The following is a 13,924-nucleotide window of genomic DNA, read 5'->3' on the forward strand; positions in this document are numbered from 1 at the left end:
CGGTTTCGAACAATATATCTTATGTCTTCGGCAAGAAAAAGTTTGTGATAAAAAAACAAACCGGCCATCCATGACCGGTTTCAGACCTGTTTCAGTCAAAATTGACTTCCGTCAGGTTTTGTGCACACAGATATTCATATAAAGGTTTGGTTTCTTCCGAGGTCGCAAAATCATCGCGGCTGACATATTCCGCCGCATCGGCGCGGGCGTATTCCAAAACGGTCAAATCCTGGTTTAGATCCGCCACTTTAAAATCAGGAAGCCCGCTTTGCTTCACCCCCAAAAAATCGCCGGGCCCCCTCAGCATCAAATCGCGTCGGGAAATCTCAAATCCATCCGTGGTTTCGGTCATAATCCGCATCCGCTCATTGCCGGTTTCCGATTTGGGGTTGGCCACCAGAATACAGGTGGAAGCCCCCCCTCCCCGGCCCACACGGCCGCGCAACTGATGCAACTGAGCCAGCCCGAACCGGTCGGCATCATAAATCACCATGACGGTAGCATTGGGAACATTGACTCCGACTTCCACCACGGTGGTGGATACAAGAACCTGCACATCATTTTCGGCAAACGAACGCATCACTTCTTCTTTTTCCGCTGGCGACATGCGCCCGTGCAACAATCCGACCCGAAGGGGCGCCAACTCGGTCACAAGCTGTTCAAACACTTCTTGCGCATTTTCCAGGTCCAGTTTTTCCGATTCTTCGATCAGCGGGCAAATCACATAGGCTTGCCGCCCGTTTTGGCATTCTTTCCGGATAAAATTCACGATGCGCGGCCACAATTCTTTTTTTACCCAATACGTATCGACCGGTTGTCTTCCCTTTGGCATCTCATCGATCGTGGAAACATCCATTTCGCCAAACACTGTAATGGACAGCGTCCGCGGAATGGGCGTTGCCGTCATGTGCAACACATCCGGCACTTCCCCTTTTTCCCTGAACATCGCCCGCTGTTTCACCCCGAAACGGTGTTGCTCATCGGTAATAACCAAGCCCAATTTCCGGAATTCCACCACTTCCTGAATCAAAGCGTGGGTCCCCACGACCACATCCGCAAGCCCCATCTTGATTTGGCCTTGCGCCTCTCTTTTTTCCCGCGCCGTCATGCTTCCCGTCAGCGTAATCACATTTAACCCCCAAGGAGACAATAACCCCCGCAACGAAGAAGCGTGTTGCTCCGCCAAAATTTCGGTGGGCACCATGATTGCCCCCTGATACCCGCTCAAATAATTGGCATATAACGCGATGGCGGCCACAACCGTTTTTCCGGAACCGACATCCCCCTGCAGCAGGCGGTTCATCTGAACCGGTTCGCGGAGATCATTGAGAATTTCGCGTGTCACCCTTTGTTGGGCTCCGGTCAAGGGAAAGGAAAGTCCGGCGATGAATTGCTCCACTTTTTCATCCGGAAACGCATGCGCCAGCCCTTTTCCCTTCGTCCGGTGGATCCGGCGCAACCACATGATTTTTAATTCGTACAGAAACAGCTCTTCGTAAACCATGCGCCTCCGCGCCTGTCTCCCTTCTTCTTTTCCTTTGGGAAAATGCAGATAATACATGGCGGTGGCCCGCGGAATCAACCGGTACTTGTTCCTTAATGCATGCGGCAAAATCTCCCCGATCTCCTGTCCGTACGCTTGAAAGGCTGAATGAATCAATTTGCGGAGCCAGTTCACCTTGACTTTTCCGCTGACGGAGTAAACCGGTTCAAACCGGCCGGCATATTTTTCGATTTCCGACGGACTGATCCACGTGCGATCCGCTGTCAGTTGCATCCGGTTCCGGTCCCATTTTCCGGAGACGACAATCGTTTTGCCGGCTTGCAGTTTATCTTTTAAAAACGCCTGGTTAAACCAAACCACTTGGACGGGAATGCCTCGAACCAGGAGTTTCAGCGTCATTCTTGATTTTTTCTTTCCGTACCAACGAACACTTGGTTGCCCGTAAACTTGCCCTTCCACCGTGACCCGCTCTTCATGCCGGGCTTCAGACAAGTCGCTCAGTCGATAGTCTTCATAACGATATGGGAAATAGGACAATAAATCAGCGATCGAATGGATCCCCAACTCGGCAAGGGCTTCTTTTTTCTGTTTCCCCACTCCGGGAAGAACTTCCACGGAAATCTCTTTCAGTTTCTTCATTTTCCGGAATTCCCGAAAACCCGCTGTTCCAATGCCCTTCCCGTCGGAGTGTCCGCAAGCCCTCCCAGAGCCGTTTCCTTCAAGGCGGCCGGCATGGATTGGCCGATTTTGTACATGGCATCAATCACTTCGTCGGCAGGAATCACACTCTTCACTCCGGCCATCGCCATATCTGCCGCAACCAGCGCAATGGAAGCCCCCATGGCATTTCGTTTCACACAGGGCGCTTCCACCAAACCGGCAACCGGATCGCAAACCAGCCCCAACATGTTTTTTAACGCAATGGCAACCGCTTCTGCCGACATCGAAGGGGTTCCTCCGGCCATCTCCACCACAGCGGCGGCGGCCATGGCGGTCGCTGAACCCACTTCAGCCTGACATCCCCCGGCGGCTCCGGAAATACATGCATTATTGGCAATGCAAAATCCGATGGCCCCGGCTGTAAATAAAGCGCGAACCATCGTTTCCCGGTCCGATTGCAATTTGTCAGCCGCTGCATGAATGGCTCCGGGTAAAATCCCGCAAGCTCCGGCAGTTGGGGTTGCGACAATCGTTCCCATGGCGGCATTCACTTCGGACACGGCCGTGGCCTTTGAAACCGCATCCAAAACCGTGGTGCCGGATAAAAACACGCCTTTTTTCCGGTATTCCCGGATTTTTTTCGCATCGCCACCGGTAATGCCGCTGTGAGACCGAATTTCTTCCGTCAATCCCCGTTCGATCGCTTCTGTCATCACATCCAGATTTTTTCCCATTTCCTCCACGATCTCTGCCCGCGGACGATTCATCACTTCCTCCTCATGCCGGATCATCACTTCGGAGATCGGGATTTTCAGGGTTTGAGCCACTTCTGTCAATTCCCTCACGGTACGAAATCTCATCAACGAAACCCCCTTTTCATAGAAAACCGCCGTCATCTGTGAAGAAACGGCGGTGGTGAAACTATAAAACCGTTACAGCATGGATATCCTCCAAGTCGCGAATTTCCGCTTGCACCTTTTCGTCCACCGGTTGATCCGTCTCGATGGACATCAGTGCCTGCAAACCTTTTTCCTTGCGCGACACCTGCATAAATGCAATGTTAATTTGATGCTCGGCAAGGACACCGGCAACACGCGCGACCGCTCCGTATTTGTCTTGATGCAATACGAACAAAACCGGCCCGTTCCCTGACAGACGAAGTTCAAAACCATTTAATTCCACAATTTCCATTTTTCCGCCACCGATGGATACCCCGACGATTTCCAGACTTCCCGCTTCGTCCTCCAGCCGGATCCGGGCCGTGTTGGGATGGTCCGTGATTTCATCGGATTCATGAAAGCGGATTGTTATGCCTTCTTGTTCGGCGATTTGAAGCGCATGCACCATCCGCTTGTCAAAAGTGTCAAAATCGAGCAATCCGCCTGCCAAAGCGACATCCGTCCCGTGGCCGCGGTAAGTTTTGGCGAAGGAGCCGTACAATGTAATCTCTGCCCGGCTCGGTTTTCGTCCGAAAATGGTCCGTGCCGCTCTGCCGATACGGACTGCACCTGCCGTATGGGAACTGGACGGCCCGATCATCACCGGGCCGATAATATCAAAAACCGTCCGATATTTCATAAACTCCACCTCTTCAGACTGCTTTCCCGGCTCACAGCCGGTCCAGGGGCACAATGATGCAGCCGATGGTTCCGGGCCCGGCATGTGTCCCCACGGCAGGCCCGATATCCACTACATGTTGTTCCCGGATGTCAAACAGTTCCTGAGCCCGTGCCATCCATTGTTCCGCTTGCTCTCTTTTGGCTGCATGGATCACCGCCAAGGCAACCGGACGGCCCGACGCTTTCTTTTTCAAACCGTCAAACACTTTTTGGACCGCCTTTTTATTTCCCCGCGCCTTATCAACAGCTTCCACTTCCCCGTCATCATTGACAGTAATGATGGGCTTGATGTTTAACAAGGTACCGACAAAGGCAGCCGCTTTTCCGATCCGGCCGCCTTTATGCAAATATTCCAGGGTATCGACCAAAGCAAGCAATTTTTGTTCCTGCCGGATCTTCATCGCCATGGACAACAGTTCCGAAAACGGCTTGCCTTCTTTGGCGGCACGCGCCACCAGAACGACAATCACCCCCAAACAGTAGGTGACGGTTTTGGTGTCAACCACTTCTATTTTGACATCGGGATATTCTTCCTCCACCATTGATTTTGCCAGCAAAGCAGATTGATAAGTCCCGCTCATTCTCGATGAAATATGAAAAGATATGATTTCTTTGGCCCCGTCAAAAACGGCTCGTTTAAACGCGCTGACAATATCCAGCGGAGAAGGTTGTGAAGTGGTTGGCAATTGATCCGTCCGGCTCATTTTCAGATAAAACTCATCCGGAGTGATGTTGATTCCGTCCTGATAAGATTCCCCATCCAAATGCACATTGATCGGGATGACCGTGATGTCCAATTCTTTTGCAAGTGACTTGGGAATATCTGCCGTACTGTCTGTAATGATTTTAACGTTCCCCATTTGATCCTCCCCTTACTCAACCGCAAACAAGTAGTAATAAACCGGCTGACCGCCGTCATACAATTCGATTTCCACATCGGGATATTGATCTTCCAAGGTTTGCACCAGGTCTTGTGCCTCAGCTTCTTCCAACGCTTCTCCATAGAAGATCGTCACAATGTCCGTGTCCTCTTCAATCATGTCAGCCAGCAAAGCCAAGGACGTTTGCTTTAAGTCCTTGTCGACGACTTCGATTTTGCCTTCCAGGATGCCAAGATAATTTCCTTGCTCAATCTGATACCCATCCACTTGGGAATCACGTACAGCCACGGTGATTTCGCCCGATTTCACTTCTTGGAAAGCTTCCGTCATATTCTCCTTGTTTTCTTCAGGCGAAACGGTTGCATCAAAAGACAACAACGCTGCCATCCCCTGCGGAATCGTGCGTGTCGGCAAAACATGCACCGGCTGGCCCACCACTTCTCCCACTTGTTCTGCGGTTAAAATAATATTTTTATTATTCGGGAGGATAATCACATGCTCTGCATGGAGTTGTTCCACGGCACGAACCAAATCCTCCGTGCTCGGATTCATTGTTTGGCCGCCTTCAATCACCACATCCGCGCCCATCGAACGGAAAATGTCCGCAATTCCTTTCCCGGACGCGACGGCCACAATGCCATATGGAGTCTTTTCAGCCGGCTTTTCTTCCGCTTTGGCCTTCGGTGCCGGTGTTTTGTTGACCACATCGTCATATTGCTCGCGCATATTTTCAATTTTGATTTTTTTCAGGTCGCCGAATTTCATTGCAAAGTTCAGCACGTCTCCGGGATATTCGGCGTGAATGTGGACTTTCACCAGCTCGTCATCGGAGACGACCAAGATGGAATCCCCAAATTGCTCCAATGCCCGTCGGAATTCCGCCTCCTCAAAGACTTCGGTTTCCCGGCGGTCCGTCATCAGGTTCACCATAAATTCGGTGCAATATCCGAACTGAATGTCAGCCGGATCCAATTTGGACTGCGCCGACTCATGAGCCAGATCCGATATGGACGACAGATCATCCGGGAGGACTTCGGAAGCATCGTCCTCTTCCCCTCTCAAGGCGGCAAGCATTCCCTCATAAATATAGACCAAGCCTTGTCCACCGGCATCCACCACCCCGGCTTGCCTTAACACGGGCAAGAACTCCGGGGTCTTTGATAACGCTTTTTTTGCTTCGGTTAAAACGGTATTCATCACAACGGACGGATCATCGGCCGCAAGCGCCTGTTTCTTTCCAGCCTCTGCCGCTTCGCGCGCCACGGTCAGAATGGTTCCTTCCACCGGCTTGATCACTGCTTTGTAAGCCGTATCGACCCCTCGCTGAAACGCATCGGCCAGCTGGTGAGACGAAATAAACTCCTTATCCGCCACTGCTTTGGAAAAACCACGAAATAGCTGAGAAAGAATCACGCCGGAGTTTCCTCGTGCTCCCATTAACAAACCTTTTGCGAGCGCTTGCGCCAATTCCCCAACGGTCCCGGCGGTTGCAGAAGCTTTTTCCATCTCTTTGACACCGGAACTGATGGTTAAACTCATGTTGGTTCCCGTATCACCGTCAGGCACGGGGAAGACGTTTAATGCATTCACTTTTTCTGCGTTTTTGTTGAGTGCCCTGGCACCCGCCCGCATCATCTGTAAAAACTGTGATGTATGGATTTGTTGCTTTGTCACAATGCTCCTCCTTACTCTTCATTCACCAGTCGAACACCTTGTACAAAGATGTTCACTTTATTGGCTTTGACTCCAATAATTTCACTGAGCGTGTATTTCACTTTTGACTGCACATTACTCGCCACTTCCGAAATTTTGGTGCCGTAGCCGACAATGATGTACAGATCGATCACAATCTCGCCGTTTTCTTCACGGACTTCGATTCCCTTACTCAAGTTCTCTTTTCGCAATAATTCCGTAATCCCGTCTTTCAATTGACTGCGTGATGCCATGCCGACCAATCCGTAACAATCCATTGCCGCGATCCCGGCAACCGTGGCAATCACATCATTGGTCACTTCAATCTGTCCAAGTTGTGTGGCTATTTCAACGCTCATTTTGATTCCTCCCAAATGAGGTACTTATTCCAGCTAGGTCAATTGTACAATATTAACATAACGAATAAAAGAGCAATAATATTCATCATACTGAACCTGTCAACTCCTTGCAAGCAGCGGGGAGGTATGCTAAAATGACCAGGTGTTTAGTCCATAAAGTTACCGGTTGGTAACGTTTCATCGGTTGGAACGAGTGAGAAACAGGAGGTGTCGACATGGCTCGTCGTTGTTTTGTAACCGGAAAACAAGGGCATGCTGGAAATAAAGTAAGCCATTCTCACCGCAAAACGCGGAGAAAATGGGGCGCCAATGTCCAAAAAGTCCGCATTCTTGTAGACGGAAAACCAAAGCGCGTGTACGTAAGCACCCGCGCATTGAAATCCGGCAAGGTTACCCGTGTATAATGCCAGGAAAAAAGCACCGTGAAGAGGTGCTTTTTTTGTGGTTTCTTTTTTTATTGCGGATCTTTTTTAAAAGCGGCCAGGATAACTTTTACCATCCCGCCCAAAAACTTCGGCAATTTAAACGTGTAAAATTTCACCAGGATCACCCCTCATTTCAACAATTCACCAGGATCGACAAAAGGAAGAATACCCTATTTTTCAACTTATTTATATTCTATAGATGAGAATGTGTACCTAGAACCTCCGGAAAAATCCTGAAAGACGAGCCTGAATTTTTCTTCCCGAAACAAGAAAAACCTGCGGCACACCGCAGGTTTTGTTTATTCCCGGCTTTCGACCACCAAACAAATCCCTTTTTCAACCGAAACGAAAGCCGGCACTTTCACCAACTCATTGCTGATCCCCCGGGTTCGTCCCCGGTACAACGTTTCCTTTTTGAGCGGATATTTCAATCCGTCCGTCTCAATCCCGGTCACTTTCCGGGAAACCGGAAGCAACGAAACATATTGAAAATCTTTGCTGTCTATCCTCATCTTTCCCGGTCCCGAAAGCAACCGCAACCGGTTCGCAGGATGAAGCATGGTTGCATTTTTGCCCTCTTCCTTTAACCATTCCAACAATCCGATGTTGGCCAGCATATGGTCCGCCCGGTCTCCGCCCAGCGCTCCCAGGATCAAAATTTCGTTCGGTTTTTGCCGGATGGCGCAAAGGAGAGCAAAATGTAAATCGGTCACTTCTTTTTCGGCGGGAAGCGGAATAACCCGCACTCCCTTTTGCTTCAACGTTTCGATATAGCCAATGCCCGTGGTGTCAAAATCCCCCACGGCAATATCCGGAACCAATCCGTGTGCTTCCAGGCTCATGGCCCCTGCATCCGCCGTAATAATCAGATCCGTTTCCGGACGAATGAGTCCCGCCTCAAAACGGGTAAAATCACCGCCGGCAATCACAACCACCCTGTTTTTTTCCAATCTCTTCACCATCTATCCCTGTCTTCTGATCAGTTGCGGCGCCGACCGGCAAATTCCCGCCATGATGAGGAAGGTCAGGATCACTTCCGGCAAAATGTACGACAGGTTATACACCAGCGAATACAGATAGACGGATTGGCCGGCGGGAGTGAATGCTTTGAAAAAAATAACCCCGGACAGGAAATGGGCCGTCAGCCGCAATCCGCCGGACAAGAGAAGTCCCAAAGAAAGGAAGAGCAATGGCCTTTTCGCTGCTTCACCCATCCGGACCCATCCGGCAACCCCCAAGGCCCCGAAAGCAAGCGGGTAGTCCAGAACGGCCTGAGCCGGATGAATCACAGTGCCTCCCAACATCCATAACAACAACCCGGTGATTCCTCCGCAAATGACCCCCGCTTTGGCCCCGCGGCGAAAAGCCACTGCCGCAATCGGAACCATGGAAAAGGTCACCGAACCACCGTTGGGCCATAAATGAAACGGAATCATCAACTTATGAAGTACTATGGCAATTGCAGCCATCATTGCGATTTCAATCATTGTGACCAGTTTTTTGCCCGCCATTTTCTCCACCTTTTTGTTTATTTTTCAGCCGCCTGCCGGATGGCTTTGATCGCCTCTGCCCGCTTCTTCTGTCCGAAGATTGCCGAACCTGCCACCAACACATTGGCTCCGTACTCCACCGCCAAGCGGGCCGTTTCCGGCTGAATGCCGCCATCCACTTCGATATCCACATGCATCCGGCCCTGCTCGTCCAACATTTTCCGGACCTCCCGGATTTTCGGCAACACATTTTGAATAAACCGTTGTCCGCCGAACCCCGGATTCACCGTCATCAATAAAACCAGATCCACCTCCGGCAAAACCGGTTCCAGCATTTGCACGGGCGTTGCCGGATTAATCACCACGCCGGCCTTCACTCCCCGTTCTTTCACATAAGAAACCGTCCGGTGCAAATGCCGGCAGGCCTCTTGATGAACGGAGATCAAATCGGCCCCGGCTTTGACAAAATCGTCAATATACCGGTCCGGCTCTTCGATCATTAAATGGACATCCAAGGGCAAACCGGTATGGGGGCGGATCGCTTCGACAACCAGTGGCCCCATCGTGATATTCGGCACAAAATGCCCATCCATCACATCCACATGGATCCAGTCGGCTCCGCCTTTTTCCACTTCCTGAATCTCCTTTTTCAAATTGGCAAAGTCCGCGGACAATATCGAGGGGGCAATCTTAATCATCAGGTATATCTCCTTTCCAATGCCTCTTTAATCTCTGTCAAAAACTGTGTATAGTGCTGATACCGCTTTTCGTCCATCTGTCCCTGACGGAGCGCTTCTTTGACCGCACAATCCGGTTCATTGATGTGCAGGCAACCTCGAAACCGGCATTCCGGAGCGCGCTGGCGGATCTCGGGAAAACAATCCCCCAGCTCAGCCGGTTCCATGCCTTTGAAATGGAGTTGGCTAAAACCGGGCGTATCCGCCACTTGACCTCCTTCCGGCAAAGAAAGCAGCTCCACTTGCCGGGTAGTATGGCGCCCACGCCCGATTTTGTCACTCACCTTCCCGGTTTCAAGCTTTTGCCCGGGCAGCAATTCATTTAACAGAGAACTCTTTCCGACACCGGATTGACCGGCGAAAACGGAGACTTTTCCTTTGAGGTGTTGTTTCAGTTCATCAATTCCTTCTCCGGTTTTGATGCTCGTCTCAATAACGGGATAACCTGCCGGTTCATATACCGACCGGATTTTTTCAATTTCTTGTTCATTTTTCACCAAGTCTTTTTTAGTCAAAACAATAACCATCTTCAACCCTTCGCGTTCCCCGTGAACCAGGAAACGGTCCAGCGGCATGGGCTGAAAACGGGGACGTTTGAGGGAACCCACCACAATCGCTTGATCCACATTGGCGATCGGCGGACGGACTAATTCAGAAGAACGGGGTTGAACGGAGGTCACCACGCCTTCGTCCAACCCCGTTTGTTCGATTTCCACCAAATCGCCAACCAGCGGAGTCAGCTTTTTCTTTTCAAATTTAAAAACGCCACGCGCCCGGCATTGAATCACTTTCCCTTCATCCGTGCGCACGTAGTAAAACCCGCTGATTGCTTTTACGATTTGTCCAAAGGGCATCGGAGACCTCCTTTTTCCATCATCATTTACCAAGAATCAATTTTTCTGCATTCAGGCATTGTCTTGATATAAGTGAATGCTTTCACAGTGGCCCCTTTTTCGATCGGCGTGCCCGGTTTGGGATCCTGATCATACACTTGTGCATGATCAGCCGGTTTCCCGCCGGAATCAGGGCATCTCCAAAGCTCAAAGTTAAAATCACTGGCATTTTTATACTGACGAAGTGCCGATTCATACTTACCTAAAAAATTTGGAACCGTCACATCGCCAGCGCCCACTTTCACCTTAAACACTGTCGAAGAATCAATCTTATCTCCGGCTTTTGGTTCTTGCTCCACAATTTTATTTAAATCTCCGGATACGTAAGAAACCTGAGCCTCTGGCAGACCGTGCTCTTTAATAAAAGCATTCAATTCATCCAATGTTTCAAAATCATCGGCCACCAATTGCTCCTGATGTTTACCGGCCGAATCACTTCCATCCCCGGTAAACAGTCCCCAAACGGTGGTAAAGCCCCAGATGCTCAACATGACGATGACTGCAATGGTAAAGAGGCCAAATAACAGCTTTTGCCACCAGGGCAACTTGGCTTGCACATTTTCGAGCCAGACAACCGTCCGTTGCAGGACCGTTTTTTCTTTGTCACCGGAAACATTCTTCAGCCGCTCCAGATTGGTCAGCGTGCGCTCCCCGAGCCCTTGCGTTTGGCCCTTTTGCGGGGACGGTTCTTTTTTGCCGGAGCGAATCTCCGGACGCTGTACCGGCGACTCATATTGTTCGTCATTGTTCGACGATTCTTCATTCAACGGAATCGTCTGGAACATTTCCTGTCCTTGATTCCGTTGGTGATTCATCCAATTGGCTTCCATATGAGGCGTCAATTGGACCGCATACTGGATGCTTTTCATCATGTCACGGGCTGATTCGAACCGGTCTTCCGGATTTTTGCTCAAGGCCCGCATGACGATTTCCGCAACATTATCCGGAATATTCGAGTTATATTTCCGGGGGTCTTCAGGTGTTTCCTGTAAATGTTTCAATGCAATGCTGATGGCTGAATCCCCGTCAAACGGAATTCTTCCGGTCAACATTTCATACAATACGATTCCCAACGAATATAAGTCCGATTTTTCGCCAATCACCCCGCCCCGGGCTTGTTCCGGTGAAAAGTAATGAACCGACCCCATCACCGATCCTTGTTGGGTGATCGTGGACGAGCTGGCGGCACGGGCAATTCCGAAGTCTGTCACTTTGGCGCGCCCGTTGGGACCGAGCAAAATATTGTGGGGCTTGATGTCCCGGTGCACAATCTGATTCTCATGGGCATGGGCCAATCCGTCACAAATCTGAACGGCAATCGTTGCCGCTTCCTGAACGGGCAGTGGACCGCGCTCCTGAATGTACTGCTTCAAGGTCGGACCTTCCACCAATTCCATCACGATGTAATGCGTAAAGTGATCGCGCCCCACATCATAAACATTGACAATATTGGGGTGAGACAAACTTGCAGCAGCCTGGGCTTCCCGGCTGAATCGACGTATAAATTCCGAATCATTACTGAGGGATTCACTCAGAACCTTGATGGCGACATATCTGTTTAAAAGCACATCTTTTGCTTTGTATACAACGGCCATCCCTCCGCCGCCGACGCGGCTGACGATTTCATAACGTCCCCCCAGCTTCTTCCCTTCCATCTGCATGGTCACCTCGTTCCTCCTTGCACCCGATTAAGATGTCGCTGACCTTCCTGTATGCCTTAGTAAGATAAGGGAAATATTATCTGTTCCGCCGGCGTCCAACGCCATTTTTATTAACTGATCCGCTTTCTCATCCAAGGACATGGTTCTGGAAGATAAGACAAGCCCGATTTCCCTCTCGCTAACCATTGTAGTCAGTCCGTCTGAGCAAAGGAGCAACGTGTCTCCCTGATTCCACGGTGTATTGATCAAATCCACTTCCACTTCTTCACTGGTTCCGACTGCCCGGACGATCATATTGCGTTGCGGATGATTCGCCGCTTCTTCTTCGGTGATTTGCCCATGTTTTTTCAAAAGATTGACATAGGAATGATCTTCGGTCAATTGATAGAGCCCGCCATTATGCAGCATATATGCCCGGCTGTCCCCAACATGGGCCAAGACAACTTCTTTGGTGTCCACAATGGATGCGATCACCGTTGTACCCATCCCTTTATATTGGTTATTCTCAGCTGCCATATTATATACGGTTTCGTTCGCTTTTCCTACTGCATGAAGAAGTAAGTCACTTTTTTCATCCGTAGATATATCCAAGGGTTGGGCTGAGACCACCTGTTCAATGGTTTCCACGGTTTTGCTGCTGGCTACGTCTCCAGCTTGATGCCCGCCCATTCCATCCGCAACAATGGCAATCACAGCCCCGGATTTGGTCACAATCAGACCTGTGCTGTCTTCGTTCAGATCACGCACACGTCCGATGTCTGTGCGCCGAGCTAGCTCCATTCCGGTTACCCCTTTCCCTTTCAGTTTCCCTTGGTTGAAATGCAATAAAGAGGAAATGACGTTTCTCAACCTTCGCGTTTTCCTCGGGAATCGATTGCATGCCGCCCGAAAAATTCTTCATTTTGACTGGTTGTGTTTGGCCCGCAATTGTCCGCATGCCGCATCAATGTCATGTCCTTGTTCTCTGCGGATGGTTGTATTGATATGATATGAGTCCAAAATCCGTTTAAACTCAAAAATTTGTTCCCGCGGCGTCCGGGTGTAATTGCGTTCCGGAACGTAGTTAACCGGAATCAAATTGACCAGACAATTTTTCCCTTGAAGCAGTTGCCCCAGTTCGTGGGCATGTTCATCCTGGTCGTTTTTCCCGCCGATCAAGGCGTATTCAAAAGTGAGTCGGCGTCCGGTCTCATTGATGTAGTACCAACACGCTTCCAAAAGTTCAGCGAGCGGGTACTTCCGGCTGATGGGCATCAATTTCTTGCGCAATTCCTGATTGGGCGCATGCAGAGAAATGGCCAAACCCACTTGCCAATTTTCATCGGCAAACCGATAAATATTTGGCACCACTCCACTGGTGGAAACGGTAATATGTCTTTGCCCGATATTTAAACCATGCGAATCATTGATCGTGCGAACAAAACGCATGGTGGCATCGTAGTTTTCAAAAGGCTCACCGGAACCCATGACAACAACCGATTTTACTCTTTCATTCGTTTGGTCCAAATATTTTTGAGTCATCATCACTTGCGCGACAATTTCACCACTGGAAAGGTTCCGTTTCAATCCGCCCAGTGTGGATGCACAAAACGTACATCCCAACCGGCAACCCACTTGGGTTGTCACACAAACGCTGATTCCGTAATTGTGCCGCATGACCACGGTCTCAATGGCATGTTGGTCATGCAAACCAAACAAGAATTTCACCGTACCGTCTTTGGAAACCTGGCGGGTGATGATTTGAAGCGGTGCCAGATGAAAATGCTCCTCCAAGGTTTCCCTCAACGTTTTGGGAAGATTCGTCATCTCCCGGAATGAATCAACGCGTTTCACATAAAGCCAATCCATCACCTGTTTGGCCCGGAATGCCGGTTGATTCCTTTCTTTCATCCATTCCATCCACATTTCATAAGTCAAATCGTATGCAAAAGGTTTCATAAATGATCTCACCAATTCCTAACTAGCCATCCATCTTGAACAGGGAACGCCTGTTCAAAACTTTT

15 protein-coding genes are annotated in these 13,924 nt (G+C 50.0%); 1 reads left to right on the top strand and 14 read right to left on the bottom strand.

The window, feature by feature from the left end; genetic code table 11:
• Positions 1-91 precede the first annotated feature (91 nt).
• The 6 genes from recG to I8U23_RS03705 all read right to left on the bottom strand — a co-directional run bounded on the left by recG (position 92) and on the right by I8U23_RS03705 (position 6,715).
• Complete coding sequence (gene recG, locus I8U23_RS03680; RefSeq protein ID WP_049720269.1) at positions 92-2,143, bottom strand: ATP-dependent DNA helicase RecG; 2,052 nt, start codon at positions 2,141-2,143, stop codon at positions 92-94.
• Entirely contained in the window at positions 2,140-3,024 is an 885-nt protein-coding gene (gene sdaAA / locus I8U23_RS03685; protein WP_037994864.1) for an L-serine ammonia-lyase, iron-sulfur-dependent, subunit alpha, read from the bottom strand. The genes recG and sdaAA overlap by 4 nt, the downstream gene beginning before the upstream one ends.
• Before the next feature lie 61 nt (positions 3,025-3,085).
• Positions 3,086-3,742 (bottom strand): L-serine ammonia-lyase, iron-sulfur-dependent subunit beta, encoded by a 657-nt coding sequence (gene sdaAB / locus I8U23_RS03690; protein WP_198050778.1) that lies wholly within the window; start codon positions 3,740-3,742, stop codon positions 3,086-3,088.
• A gap of 31 nt (positions 3,743-3,773) precedes the next feature.
• Positions 3,774-4,643, bottom strand: coding sequence for a DegV family protein (locus tag I8U23_RS03695; RefSeq protein ID WP_037994869.1), 870 nt, complete (start codon positions 4,641-4,643; stop codon positions 3,774-3,776).
• Positions 4,644-4,655: 12 nt separating this feature from the next.
• Positions 4,656-6,338, bottom strand: coding sequence for a DAK2 domain-containing protein (locus tag I8U23_RS03700; protein ID WP_037994871.1), 1,683 nt, complete (start codon positions 6,336-6,338; stop codon positions 4,656-4,658).
• A gap of 11 nt (positions 6,339-6,349) precedes the next feature.
• Positions 6,350-6,715 carry an Asp23/Gls24 family envelope stress response protein gene (locus I8U23_RS03705; RefSeq protein ID WP_037994873.1) on the bottom strand — a complete coding sequence of 122 codons (366 nt, stop codon included), beginning with the start codon at positions 6,713-6,715 and terminating at the stop codon, positions 6,350-6,352.
• A gap of 215 nt (positions 6,716-6,930) precedes the next feature.
• On the opposite strand from I8U23_RS03705, the gene rpmB reads away from it, so the two are divergent.
• Complete coding sequence (gene rpmB, locus I8U23_RS03710) at positions 6,931-7,119, top strand: 50S ribosomal protein L28 (protein WP_037994875.1); 189 nt, start codon at positions 6,931-6,933, stop codon at positions 7,117-7,119.
• Positions 7,120-7,169: 50 nt separating this feature from the next.
• Here rpmB and spoVM read toward each other — a convergent pair whose 3' ends face one another.
• The 8 genes from spoVM to rlmN all read right to left on the bottom strand — a co-directional run bounded on the left by spoVM (position 7,170) and on the right by rlmN (position 13,859).
• Complete coding sequence (gene spoVM, locus I8U23_RS13700) at positions 7,170-7,265, bottom strand: stage V sporulation protein SpoVM (protein ID WP_082240641.1); 96 nt, start codon at positions 7,263-7,265, stop codon at positions 7,170-7,172.
• A gap of 174 nt (positions 7,266-7,439) precedes the next feature.
• A complete protein-coding gene (locus I8U23_RS03720; RefSeq protein WP_037994878.1) occupies positions 7,440-8,102 on the bottom strand; it encodes a thiamine diphosphokinase in 663 nt (220 codons plus the stop codon).
• Positions 8,103-8,651 (bottom strand): energy-coupled thiamine transporter ThiT, encoded by a 549-nt coding sequence (gene thiT / locus I8U23_RS03725; RefSeq protein ID WP_037994880.1) that lies wholly within the window; start codon positions 8,649-8,651, stop codon positions 8,103-8,105. It lies immediately after the preceding gene.
• 17 nt (positions 8,652-8,668) lie between these two features.
• Positions 8,669-9,328: a ribulose-phosphate 3-epimerase gene (gene rpe, locus I8U23_RS03730; RefSeq protein WP_037994881.1), complete on the bottom strand. Its 660-nt coding sequence runs from the start codon at positions 9,326-9,328 to the stop codon at positions 8,669-8,671.
• The gene (rsgA, locus tag I8U23_RS03735) at positions 9,328-10,221 is read right to left on the bottom strand and encodes a ribosome small subunit-dependent GTPase A (RefSeq protein WP_037994884.1); all 894 of its coding nucleotides are present in this window, start codon (positions 10,219-10,221) and stop codon (positions 9,328-9,330) included. Before rsgA ends, rpe begins: the two co-directional genes overlap by 1 nt.
• Before the next feature lie 26 nt (positions 10,222-10,247).
• Positions 10,248-11,915, bottom strand: a complete 1,668-nt coding sequence (pknB, locus tag I8U23_RS03740; RefSeq protein WP_198050837.1) for a Stk1 family PASTA domain-containing Ser/Thr kinase — start codon at positions 11,913-11,915, stop codon at positions 10,248-10,250.
• 33 nt (positions 11,916-11,948) lie between these two features.
• A complete protein-coding gene (locus I8U23_RS03745; protein ID WP_037995113.1) occupies positions 11,949-12,701 on the bottom strand; it encodes a Stp1/IreP family PP2C-type Ser/Thr phosphatase in 753 nt (250 codons plus the stop codon).
• Positions 12,702-12,818: 117 nt separating this feature from the next.
• Positions 12,819-13,859: a dual-specificity RNA methyltransferase RlmN gene (rlmN, locus tag I8U23_RS03750; RefSeq protein ID WP_198050779.1), complete on the bottom strand. Its 1,041-nt coding sequence runs from the start codon at positions 13,857-13,859 to the stop codon at positions 12,819-12,821.
• Positions 13,860-13,924 lie beyond the last annotated feature (65 nt).

The organism is Thermoactinomyces sp. CICC 10735, from assembly GCF_016055175.1.
Lineage (GTDB): Bacteria > Bacillota > Bacilli > Thermoactinomycetales > Thermoactinomycetaceae > Thermoactinomyces > Thermoactinomyces vulgaris.

What these genes read in the sequence shown, in the direction of transcription:
- rsgA (WP_037994884.1), bottom strand. Translation starts at nt 10,221, where the DNA reads ATGCCCTTTGGACAAATCGTAAAAGCAATCAGCGGGTTTTACTACGTG.
- rpmB (WP_037994875.1), top strand. Translation starts at nt 6,931, where the DNA reads ATGGCTCGTCGTTGTTTTGTAACCGGAAAACAAGGGCATGCTGGAAAT.
- sdaAA (WP_037994864.1), bottom strand. Translation starts at nt 3,024, where the DNA reads ATGAGATTTCGTACCGTGAGGGAATTGACAGAAGTGGCTCAAACCCTG.
- thiT (WP_037994880.1), bottom strand. Translation starts at nt 8,651, where the DNA reads ATGGCGGGCAAAAAACTGGTCACAATGATTGAAATCGCAATGATGGCT.
- pknB (WP_198050837.1), bottom strand. Translation starts at nt 11,915, where the DNA reads ATGGAAGGGAAGAAGCTGGGGGGACGTTATGAAATCGTCAGCCGCGTC.
- recG (WP_049720269.1), bottom strand. Translation starts at nt 2,143, where the DNA reads ATGAAGAAACTGAAAGAGATTTCCGTGGAAGTTCTTCCCGGAGTGGGG.
- I8U23_RS03745 (WP_037995113.1), bottom strand. Translation starts at nt 12,701, where the DNA reads ATGGAGCTAGCTCGGCGCACAGACATCGGACGTGTGCGTGATCTGAAC.
- I8U23_RS03720 (WP_037994878.1), bottom strand. Translation starts at nt 8,102, where the DNA reads ATGGTGAAGAGATTGGAAAAAAACAGGGTGGTTGTGATTGCCGGCGGT.
- I8U23_RS03695 (WP_037994869.1), bottom strand. Translation starts at nt 4,643, where the DNA reads ATGGGGAACGTTAAAATCATTACAGACAGTACGGCAGATATTCCCAAG.
- rlmN (WP_198050779.1), bottom strand. Translation starts at nt 13,859, where the DNA reads ATGAAACCTTTTGCATACGATTTGACTTATGAAATGTGGATGGAATGG.
- I8U23_RS03705 (WP_037994873.1), bottom strand. Translation starts at nt 6,715, where the DNA reads ATGAGCGTTGAAATAGCCACACAACTTGGACAGATTGAAGTGACCAAT.
- sdaAB (WP_198050778.1), bottom strand. Translation starts at nt 3,742, where the DNA reads ATGAAATATCGGACGGTTTTTGATATTATCGGCCCGGTGATGATCGGG.
- rpe (WP_037994881.1), bottom strand. Translation starts at nt 9,328, where the DNA reads ATGATTAAGATTGCCCCCTCGATATTGTCCGCGGACTTTGCCAATTTG.